We start from the raw sequence: 9,571 nt of genomic DNA on the forward strand, positions 1-9,571 counted from the left end.
GGCCGCCCCGCCCGCGTTTCGTGGCCCCCGGCATCGCCCGAACCGCCGGTCGGTGGGGGTTCCCTCGTGGGGTGGCGGGGGTGCAAGCTGGAGGGGAGGCCGCCTCGTCGTGTCGGGCGCGGGCTCGAAGGCGCGCGGTCTCGCCACTCCGAGTGAGCCCTCTGGGGCTCGGCAGGAGGGAAGCGAGATGACCGATGACGTCACCACCGATACCCGTTGGCGCCTGACTGGCGACTGGTTCGACGTGTGCAAGTGCGCCATACCGTGCCCCTGCACGTTCGCCCAGCCCCCGACTTATGGCGACTGCGAGGGGGTGCTGGTCTGGCACATCCGGGAAGGCAGCTTCGGCGACGTGCGGCTCGATGGTCTGAACGTCCTGATGCTCGGCTCCTTCACCGGCAACCCCTGGGACGGTACCCACACCGATCCGTACGCCGCGGTGTTCCTCGACGAACGGGCCGACGAGCAGCAGCGTGCCGCGCTCGGGGCCATTTTCGGCGGTGAGGCGGGCGGATGGCCGGCGCAGTTCGGGGAGATGTTCCGCCCGGAGATGCGCGGCATGGAGTTCGCCCCCGTCCACGTCGAGATCGACGAGGAGCTCGCCACCTGGCGGGCCGAGGTGCCCGGCCGGGTCACGGCCACCGCCGAGGCGCTCACCGGTCCGACGACGCCGGACGGAGCGCGGGTGCAAGTGCTCAACGCTCCGGGTGCGGAGGTCGGACCGGGGCAGGTCGCCACCTGGGGGCGGGCCACCAGCGACCGTGCCGACGCGTTCGGCTTCTCCTGGGAACGCTCGGGGAAGTCGAGCAAGCACTTCCCGTTCGAGTGGAGCGGCCCCGACGGGTGAGGACGCGAGGCGGGCGCCGGGCCACACGGTGCCCGTCCGCCCGCGTCACATGTCGTCCGTCATCGGCATCGTCTCCTGCAGTCCCGGCAGCAGCCAGTCCTGGGACAGCGCCAGCACGGCCAGGACGAGGAACACGATGCCCATGGCCCGGGCGAGCATCGGCCCGCGGGACCAGAGTTTCTCGATGAAGATCACCACGGCCAGACCGGCCATCGCCGCCACGTTCATCACGCCGAGGGGCACCAGGACGACCATCAGGCCCAGGCAGCAGCCGACGCAGTAGGCGCCGTGGTGCAGGCCCACGCGGAGGTCACGGGCGGGCCGGCGGAATCCTGCGTAGCGCACCAGGTGGCCCATGGGGTCGCGGCAGTGCCGCAGACAGACGTTCTTGAGCGGACCGAGCTGGTAGAGGCCCGCGAGGAGGAAGGCCGCGGCGCCGATCCAGCGCCCTGCTGCCGGGTGGTCCTCCACCAGGCCGCCGGTGAGGGCCAGAGCCGCGTAGGCGAGCAGGCCGAAGGCGGTCCACACCACCAGGTAGCCGCCCACGAACTCGGTGGTGCGCGCGGTCCGGGTCCAGCCGGAGGTCCGGCGGCCGATGCCACGTACCCAGGTGACGGCCACCGGTGCCATGGACGGCAGCATCATGGCCGCCATCATCGTCACCCACAGCAGCAGGAACAGCGGCAGCGCCGTGCCCATCGTGCCGGGCCCTACCCCCATGTCCCGGGCCTGCCCGATCGTCAGCACCCAGGCGGGCACCGCAATCAGCACGATCAGCAGCCAGGCGGTCGCGAGTTCCCGGGTCGGCAGCAGGCCTCCGCCCGCTCCGGTCGGCGCTGGCGGCCGGGCGGATTCGACGGTGGGGATCCGGCTGTGACGCATCGGCGCGTTCTCCTGCTGCTCCTACCAGCACAGCACGGAATCCGCGGCGTGGCGACCCCCTGGGCGGGATCGCCGCATCGCGCCGGCGGTGCCCGTCCTCACCCCTTCCTGGCCGATGAGTTCTGATCACGGGAGTGGTCCACCTGTCGAACGACTGTGAGGAGTGATCCCGGGTGGATCTGTACTGCGTCATGTGCGTGCGCGACCGGAGCAGGGCACTGGAATGGTTCGGGGTGTTCTTCGGGCGTCCGGCGGACGAGATCATCGGTGAGGAGTATCTGTGGCAGGTCGGTGAGAACGCGTGGGTCGTCGTCGACGACCGGGATGCGCACACCGGGCGCGTGGGCGGGGCCACGGTCACGCTCGGTGTGCGGGATCTCGACGACATCCTGGCTCGGCTCGCCGCGCACGGGATCGGCCACGAACCGGTCGAGACGTACGGCAACGGCGTGCGTCATGTCGTCGTGACGGACCCGGACGGGAACAGGCTGTCCCTCGCTGAGGCGCCCCCTGTGTGAGCCGTGCCGCCGGGTGGTGCGGTGCGTCCGTCGGCCGTCGGCCGTCGGACGTCGGCGGGCTGGCCGGCCGGGCCGGTGCCAGGGCGCGCCCCTCGGCGGTGGCGGAAGGCCGCCACCCGGCCCGGAGGGTGGGTGGCGGCCGCCGCCAGTGTGCCGGGGGGCGATCCGGCTGAGCTACTCCGCTATGGGCGTCTGGTGCCGGCGGGTGGGTCGGTGGGAGGGCTCAGCCCTTGAGCCACTTCAGGAACTGGCTCCACCGGCCGGCTCCCTTGGCGTGACGCTCCGTGTCGGGCTGCGCGGAAGCCGCGTCCGTGGTGGCCGGGCGCGGGGCGTGTGCCCGGGCGGGGGCCGGGAGTGCGGTGAAGCGGGCCGGGAGTGCCGTGAGGCCGCGGGTGAAGGGGCCGGGGCGCCACGTCAGGCTGTGCTCGGGGACGGCGAGGGCGATGTCGGGGATCTTGTTGAGGAGGTTCTCGACAGCGGTCACCGTGATGTGCCGGGCCGGGTCCTTCGAGGGGCAGCCGTGCGGGCCCGCGCTCCACGACAGGTGTGAGCGGTTGCCTCTGCCGGACTGGCGTGCCGCCGTCAGCGACGGGCTGTTGTTGGCGGCGGCGAAGCTGACCATGACCAGGTCGCCCGCGCGGAGTTCGTGCCCGGCGAGTTCCATGTCCGTGGCCGGGTAGTGGGGGGCGAAGTTGGGCACCGGCGGGTTCTCCCACAGGGTGTCGTCCATCGCCTCGCCGATGAGTCCGCCCTGGTGGGCGTACTCGTCGTGGGTGAGGATGCGGTGCACGGTGTTGCCGATCAGGTTGCGCAGCGGGTCGGCGCCCGCCCCCAGCAGCAGCGCGAGCTGGTGCACCATCTCCTCGTCGGTCAGCCGGGCCTCGTGCTGCATCAGCCAGGAGGTGACGTCCTCGCCGGGGTGGCGGCGCTTGAGCGCCACGAGCTCGCCCACGGCGCCGAACAGCACTTCGGCGGCCTTCTCGGCGTTGACGCCGTCGAACATCGCGGAGATGCCGAACAGCACCCGGTCGCCGACCTCCGCCGGGCAGCCGAAGAGTTCGTTGAAGACGAACAGCGGCAGCTGCTTGGCGTAGTCGGCCATCAGGTCGGCCGAACCGCGGGCGGCGAACTGGGAGATGAGGTAGTCCGAGATCTGTTCGGTGCTGCCGGCCAGCCGGCGGCTGTCCACGCGGGCCATGGCGTCGGTGATGGCCTGGCGCAGCCGCAGGTGCTCGGCGCCGTCGCTGAACATGGCGTTGGGGCGGTAGGCGAGCAGCGGGACGACGGGGCTGTCGGGCGCGATGAGCCCCTCGTTGAAGTCCCGCCAGTGGCGCGCGTCCTTGCGGAAGGCGGCGTTGTCCTGGAGCAGGTGCAGGGCCGTGGCGTAGTCGGTGACGAGCGTGGCGTCGACTCCGGGGGCGAGTTCGACGGGCGCGACGGGGCCGTGGTGCCGCAGGTAGGTGTAGTACGCCTGGGGGTCGGCGGCGAAGTCCGGCCCGTACAGGGGTATCCGCCCGTGAGCGGGACATCCGGGCGGGGGCACCGGAGCGGAGGTGTTGGCGTCCAAGGCTTGCTGGCTCCTGTGGAGGCGCGGTCCAACGGGGGGACCGGGGGCGGTTGTTCACGGCGACGATGGTGTGCCGAGACGCAGGGTACGGGGTGCCCCGGCCTGGCGTACCTCACGGATGTGTTACGTCGTCAGCCGGTGCCCGGGGCGGCGCCGCGTTGCTGCGGGCACGGCCGCCGGTGGTCCCCTCCGCGGGGCGGGTGCGCTACGACTGTTCGTCGGCGCGACGGTGTCGGGGTTCGTCGTCCGCGGTGAGGAAGGCCGGCACGGCTTGCGTGCGTGTGCGTCCAGGAGTGGGGTCCGAGCACGTCGTCCCGCATGCGGTCCGGTGAGCACTCCCCCGGCCAGTCGCTTCGGCCGTGGCCGCGAAGGTCGAGGGCGTGGATACGCCAGTTGCGGGCGTGGTGTGGCCGGCATGCCGGGAAGCCCCCCGGGGGCGTCCGCGGCCGCGTGACGTCGTTCACCACGGGCCGGACCGGACCGGTCCCGGTCAGGTCCCGAGCTCCTCCCTCTGCTCCGCGGAGAGCTCCGCCTGTCGGCGGGCGTAGTGCGCGTCCGCTTCCTCGTTGAGCCTGGCCCGTTCGGCGACCGGAGTGGCGTTGATCGCGCGCAGGGCGTCGTGGCACACCCTGGCCATCACGTCGTCGGTCACGCCGTACCGTCGCATCGCCTCGATCAGTGCGTTCCATGTGATCGGATCGAGTTCGCACGTCTCCTCGTCGGACCGCGTCCCGCTCATGCCGTGCTTCCCTTCCGAACGCACCGAGTGCTCCGAGTACTGTTGTGCTGTTGGACGTACTCGTAGAGGGGCCGCAGGCGGACGAGGTTCCACTGCCGCGAGGCGTTCGTTGTCACCCCGGGACCGCTGACCGGGCTCGGCCCCGTGCGGCCCGGGGGCCGGGTCCCCGGGCCGGGCGGGTCAGATGCCCATGGAAGCCATCTCGATCGCCGAGCGGTAGTTAGCCGCCGTGGCGACGACGCACACGCGGTACGTCCTGTTGTCCTTCACCACCAGGAAGTAGTCCCGGATCTGCTTCCAGTACTGGCGCAGATAGCTCGGGCCGGGGAAGAACGCCGGCGGGCGCGGCACGAGTGCGAACGCCTCCGAGCACTTGAGGATCTCGCCCGTCGCGGTCGAGAGAACCGCCTCGACCTCGCTGTTCATGTTCCAGCCCGCCGCGAGCTGGGGTGTCCAGATGGCGCCCGCGATCTCCCGCAGCCGTTGCTGCTCCTCGGGCGTGGGGTCGGCCTCGGCGGTGGCGGCCGGTGCGGCACGCTCCGTCGTCGGGCGTTCGACGGCGGCCGGCTGTGCCTGCGCGGTCCCGGCGCCGGCGACACCGGCCAGCAGTCCGGCGGCTGCCGTGACGGCGACGGTGGTCAGCGCGGCACGGGTGCGTAACGAGCCTCTGCGTCCGGTCGTTGTCATCGTGTGTCCTCCCCTGCTTCGCATCCGCCCCGGTCGGACGGACCGCGGGCACGCTCGCACGCGGGTCGCGGACGGTCAACGGCGCCGGATCGGTCACGACCGGAAAGGGACGGACGCGCCCCGGACGGACTCCCCCGGACCCGGACAGCGTCGAGGGACTCCCCCCCCCCGGGGTACGGCCCCCCCGGGCAGCGTCGGCCGAGTGGCCGCCGGCCGTCATCGGCCGAGAGACCCGGGGGCGGCCGTCACCAGCCCGTGAACAGCAGGTGGTTGATGAGTAGCGCGAGCAGAGCCTGGGCGCCGAGCCAGGCGCGGGCGGGGATGGCCCGGGCCCGGCATGGAGCCGGGCCGGGGGGTTCGGGCGGGGTGAGGAAGGCGCAGGCCGGGAGGAGCCACAGGGCGAAGGGGAGCCAGATGCGTTCCGTCTCCGCCTTGCTCATGCCGGACAGGTCGGCGATCAGCAGGGCGAGGAGCGCCCCTGCCACCAGGACCGCGAGGCGGACGTCGGCCGAGGCATCCGCGCGGCGGGGGCGGGCGCCGGAAGATGCATCCGCGCGGCGGGGGCGGGCGCCGGAGGACGCGGCCGCCGGCCGGCGGTCCATGCCGGAGTGGGCGCGATCGCTGCCGCGGACGAGGAGCGAGCCGGTGCGGCGCAGGCCCGCCACCGTCGCCGGGCCCACGACCAGGGCCGTGCAGGCGAGGTTGGCCCACACCCAGTAACCGTAGGGGCGGATGCCGCCGGCGCCCTGGTGGTAGCGGGTGACGAGCAACTGGTAGGCCTCCCACCAGTTGAATCCGGCGAGGGTGAACGCCGCCGGGACCACGGCCAGGCCGGCGAGCAGGGGGAGGAGCAGGGCGGGGCGCCCGCGGATGCCGTGGCGGCCGAGCAGCAGGACCGCGGCCGCGATCAGGGCGACGAGGGTGAGGCCGTAGGAGAGGAAGCAGGTCAGGCCGAACAGCAGGCCGGACGCTCCCGCCCACCACGGGGACCGTCGGGTGACGGCCAGGGCGAGCAGCGCCACCGCCCACGCCGCGACGGCCGCGAAGTAGGCGTCGGCCGAGGTGCCCATCCAGACGGCGGCCGGGGCGAGGGCGAGGAAGGGGGCCGCCCTGCGCGCGAGGTTCTCGTCGGTGAGGGCGCGGACGGTGACCAGGACGGCGGCGCAGGCCGTGGCGCCGACGGTGATGCACCACAGGCCGGCCCAGGCGCCGCCCCCCAGGCCGATGCGGTCGAGGAGGACGAAGGTGAGGGTGGCGCCGGGCGGGTGGCCGGCCACGTGGGCGGGCCAGTTGTCGGGGGCGTCGAGCAGGATGTGCCGGGTGAAGCCCCGCAGGGCGGCCGGGATGTCGTGGAAGCGGTCGACGGCCCGGAGGTACTCGTGGCGGGTGGTGAGCCGGCCCGCGATGCCCCGGTGCCAGCCGTCGATCAGGGCGAGGGAGAAGGTCCACGCCAGGGCCGCCCCCCACGTGACCGGGAGAAGGGCCCGCCAGGGGAGGCGGGCGGCGAGGGCGGGGCCGTACGCCACGGTGGCGAGGGCCACCAGGACGGCGGCCGGGGTGCCGGGGCCGAGATGGGGGTGCCAGCTCGCCAGCAGCGGGGGCCAGTGGACGAACAGGGTCCGGCTGGCCCGCTGGATGTGGTGGCCGGCCAGCGCGGCCGCCGTCACGAGCAGCACGGCGGCACCGACGGCGTACAGGTCACGGCGCGTGCTGCGGGACACTGCGGAGTGCCCGGCGACGGGTTCGGTGCGGGGCGGGGTGCGGATCACATCGGAACGCTAGGCCGCGTCGCCCGCCGCGGGGCGCAGTCCGGGCCCGGTGTCAGCGTTTCGTCATGAGTCGCGCACCCCTTCGCGGGGCGGTCGCGGTCTACGGTCGGGACATGCGCGACCCCGACGCCCCGCGGCTTCCCTCCTCGCCCGGTTTCTGGCGCAGTCCTCTGCGCGGCCCCTGGTTCACGTCCGTGCTGGGCCTCGTCCTGCTCGTCGGCATCACGGTGCTGTTCGTGACGGGCCTGGCCTCGTACGCCGCCTACAACCCCGATCTGTCGCCGGTGAACGACAAGACACCGGACAAGGGGATCCTCGGCTTCTACCTCTTCGCGTGGCCGACGGACCCGCACTGGCTGTACCGGCTCAATCAGGGGGTGCACGTCACCCTGGGCATCGTCCTGATTCCCGTGCTGCTCGCCAAGCTGTGGTCCGTGGTGCCGAGGCTGTTCGCGCTGCCGCCGGCCCGCTCGCTGGCGCACGCCCTGGAGCGGATCTCGCTGCTGCTCCTGGTGGGCGGTGCGCTGTTCGAGTTCGTGACGGGGGTGCTCAACGTCCAGCTCGAGTACGTGTTCCCCGGCTCGTTCTATCCGCTGCACTTCTACGGGGCGTGGGTGTTCTTCGCCGCGTTCGTCGTCCACGTGCTGCTGAGGCTGCCGGCGGCGCTGCGCGGGGCGCGGGGGCTGCGGGAGGAGCGGAAGCGGGAGCAGCGCGAGGAAGGGGGGCTGCGCGAGGAGGGGGACACGCTGGTGTCCCCGCGCCCCGCCGAGCCGACGGTGTCCCGGCGGGGTGCCCTGTGGTTCGTCGGGGGCGGGTCGCTGCTGCTGTTCGCCACCACGGTGGGGCAGAACTTCGACGGTCTGCGGCGTACCGCGCTCCTCGCGCCGCACGGCGGCGGTGATCCGGGCAGCGGCCCGAACGGGTTCCAGATCAACAAGACGGCCGCGTACGCGGGGATCGACGCGGCGGAGACGGGCGCTGACGTGTGGCGGCTCGTCGTGACGGGGCGCACCGGCAGCGTCCGCCTCAGCCGGGACGATGTGCTTCAACTGCCATTGCACAGTGCGGCGTTGCCGATCGCATGTGTGGAGGGGTGGTCGACGTCGGACCAGTGGTGGCGCGGGGTGCGGCTGTGTGATCTCGCGGCGCTCGTCGGGTACGACGACGACCCGCCGGACGTGCTCGTGGAGTCCCTGCAGCGCCGTGGCGCCTTCCGGAGGGCGGCCCTGCGCGCCAACCAGGTGGCGGACCCGCGTTCCCTGCTCGCCCTGTATGTCAACGGTGAGGAGTTGTCCGCCGACCACGGTTACCCGGCGCGGGTCATCGTGCCCGCCGCGCCCGGTGTGCTCAACACCAAGTGGGTGGCCCGTCTGACGTTCGGAGACCTGTGATGCCGCGCCGGCTTTCCCGCATTCCGGTCGGCAGCCCGGTCCAACTCGTGCTGCTCGCCTGTTCGTTCGCGCTCGCCGGGTACGCGGGTGTGCGGCTGCTCGCGGACGACTGGTGGGGTGTGGCGTTGTGGTTCGTGGGGGTGGCGTTGCTGCACGACCTGGTGCTGCTGCCCTTCTACGCGGCCGTGGACCGGGCGCTCGTCCGGGGGGTGGGTGCGATCCGGCGCCGGACGGGGGTGTTGTCGGGGCCGTGCGGGTGGGTGTCGTACGTGCGGGTGCCGGCGGCCCTCTCCGGGCTGCTCCTGCTCGTGTGGTTCCCGCTGATCAGCGGGTCGGTGGAGCGGCGCTACCGGTTGGGCACCGGGCTGCCGGCGGACGTGTTCCTGACCCGCTGGCTGCTGATCACCGCTGTCCTCTTCGGCGGTTCGGGGCTGCTGCTGGCGCTGCGGGTGCTGCGGCTGCGCAGCGCGGCGAAGCAGCGTCCGCCGGCCGTCCACTGACCGGCGCGTTCCCAGTCCTGTGCGTAGTGGTGCAGTGCGCGGGTGCCGATGCGTGCCCAGGGGAACAGGGCGCCGGTCCCGCGGGCGTCGTTGAGGCCGACGACCTGCACGTGGGCGCGTTCGTCGACGTCCATCGGGGCGGTCTCGGCGATGAGCAGGCCGCCGGGCCGCAGGAGCGCGGCGGCCCGGTCCAGGAGGGCTCGTGGGTCGCCGCCGATGCCGATGTTGCCGTCCATGAGGAGGACGGTGCCCCAGCGGCCCTCGCCCGGCAGCGGTTCGAAGACCGAGCGCCGCAGTGCCCGGCCGCCGAGCCGCAGGGTGTGGTCGACGGCTGCGCGGCTGACGTCGATGCCGAGGGACACCCGTCCGCGCAGGGCGAGTTCGGCCACCAGCCGTCCGGGTCCGCATCCCACGTCGAGGACGGTTCCCTCGCAGCGGTCCAGGGCGTCCCGGTCGACAGGGTCCGCCCGGGCGCACCAGCGTTCCACCTCCAGTGGCAGCAGCCAGCCGTCGGCGCGGCGCAGGAACAGCGGGCCGCGCCCGGCGCGCAGGGCGGCGGTGTAGGGGTCGGCGGTGGCCCAGGCGAGGGCGGTGGTGGGGGGTGTGCTCATCGGGGGGCGGCCGGGGGCGGGGTCGGTCCGGTGGCGGGCCGCGCGGCCGGTGGGGAGTCG

Annotated in this window: 9 protein-coding genes and 1 pseudogene; 3 read left to right on the forward strand and 7 right to left on the reverse strand. The window is 73.3% G+C overall.

Annotated elements, in window-relative coordinates; genetic code table 11:
• The first annotated feature begins 187 nt into the window (after positions 1-187).
• Positions 188-847, forward strand: a complete 660-nt coding sequence (locus tag G3I53_RS25110) for a DUF1326 domain-containing protein (protein WP_164337776.1) — start codon at positions 188-190, stop codon at positions 845-847.
• 45 nt (positions 848-892) lie between these two features.
• On the opposite strand, the gene G3I53_RS25115 is transcribed toward G3I53_RS25110, so the two are convergent.
• Positions 893-1,729: a DUF2182 domain-containing protein gene (locus G3I53_RS25115; protein ID WP_164337777.1), complete on the reverse strand. Its 837-nt coding sequence runs from the start codon at positions 1,727-1,729 to the stop codon at positions 893-895.
• Between the two features lie 173 nt (positions 1,730-1,902).
• Between G3I53_RS25115 and G3I53_RS25120 the strand changes: the two genes are divergently transcribed.
• Complete coding sequence (locus G3I53_RS25120; protein WP_203592464.1) at positions 1,903-2,247, forward strand: VOC family protein; 345 nt, start codon at positions 1,903-1,905, stop codon at positions 2,245-2,247.
• A gap of 223 nt (positions 2,248-2,470) precedes the next feature.
• On the opposite strand, the gene G3I53_RS25125 is transcribed toward G3I53_RS25120, so the two are convergent.
• From G3I53_RS25125 to G3I53_RS25140, 5 genes and pseudogenes are all read right to left on the reverse strand, one after another.
• Positions 2,471-3,814, reverse strand: coding sequence for a cytochrome P450 (locus tag G3I53_RS25125; protein ID WP_164337778.1), 1,344 nt, complete (start codon positions 3,812-3,814; stop codon positions 2,471-2,473).
• Between the two features lie 302 nt (positions 3,815-4,116).
• Positions 4,117-4,206: pseudogene (locus G3I53_RS34115) on the reverse strand (alpha/beta hydrolase); the annotation flags it as partial.
• Between the two features lie 98 nt (positions 4,207-4,304).
• Positions 4,305-4,553 (reverse strand): hypothetical protein, encoded by a 249-nt coding sequence (locus G3I53_RS25130; RefSeq protein ID WP_164337779.1) that lies wholly within the window; start codon positions 4,551-4,553, stop codon positions 4,305-4,307.
• A gap of 180 nt (positions 4,554-4,733) precedes the next feature.
• Positions 4,734-5,240 carry a hypothetical protein gene (locus G3I53_RS25135; RefSeq protein ID WP_164337780.1) on the reverse strand — a complete coding sequence of 169 codons (507 nt, stop codon included), beginning with the start codon at positions 5,238-5,240 and terminating at the stop codon, positions 4,734-4,736.
• 245 nt (positions 5,241-5,485) lie between these two features.
• Positions 5,486-6,961: a hypothetical protein gene (locus G3I53_RS25140; RefSeq protein ID WP_164438798.1), complete on the reverse strand. Its 1,476-nt coding sequence runs from the start codon at positions 6,959-6,961 to the stop codon at positions 5,486-5,488.
• Between the two features lie 161 nt (positions 6,962-7,122).
• On the opposite strand from G3I53_RS25140, the gene G3I53_RS25145 reads away from it, so the two are divergent.
• Positions 7,123-8,400, forward strand: coding sequence for a molybdopterin-dependent oxidoreductase (locus tag G3I53_RS25145; protein WP_164335818.1), 1,278 nt, complete (start codon positions 7,123-7,125; stop codon positions 8,398-8,400).
• Between the two features lie 346 nt (positions 8,401-8,746).
• On the opposite strand, the gene G3I53_RS25155 is transcribed toward G3I53_RS25145, so the two are convergent.
• A complete protein-coding gene (locus tag G3I53_RS25155; RefSeq protein ID WP_164335820.1) occupies positions 8,747-9,511 on the reverse strand; it encodes a class I SAM-dependent methyltransferase in 765 nt (254 codons plus the stop codon).
• Between the last annotated feature and the right edge of the window lie 60 nt (positions 9,512-9,571).

Origin of the sequence: Streptomyces sp. SID14436, assembly GCF_010548465.1 — a bacterium.
Taxonomy (GTDB): Bacteria; Actinomycetota; Actinomycetes; order Streptomycetales; family Streptomycetaceae; genus Streptomyces.

Excerpts from the sequence above, each read along its gene's own strand:
- G3I53_RS25110 (WP_164337776.1), top strand. The coding sequence starts at position 188 with ATGACCGATGACGTCACCACCGATACCCGTTGGCGCCTGACTGGCGAC.
- G3I53_RS25115 (WP_164337777.1), bottom strand. The coding sequence starts at position 1,729 with ATGCGTCACAGCCGGATCCCCACCGTCGAATCCGCCCGGCCGCCAGCG.
- G3I53_RS25130 (WP_164337779.1), bottom strand. The coding sequence starts at position 4,553 with ATGAGCGGGACGCGGTCCGACGAGGAGACGTGCGAACTCGATCCGATC.
- G3I53_RS25135 (WP_164337780.1), bottom strand. The coding sequence starts at position 5,240 with ATGACAACGACCGGACGCAGAGGCTCGTTACGCACCCGTGCCGCGCTG.
- G3I53_RS25145 (WP_164335818.1), top strand. The coding sequence starts at position 7,123 with ATGCGCGACCCCGACGCCCCGCGGCTTCCCTCCTCGCCCGGTTTCTGG.
- G3I53_RS25155 (WP_164335820.1), bottom strand. The coding sequence starts at position 9,511 with ATGAGCACACCCCCCACCACCGCCCTCGCCTGGGCCACCGCCGACCCC.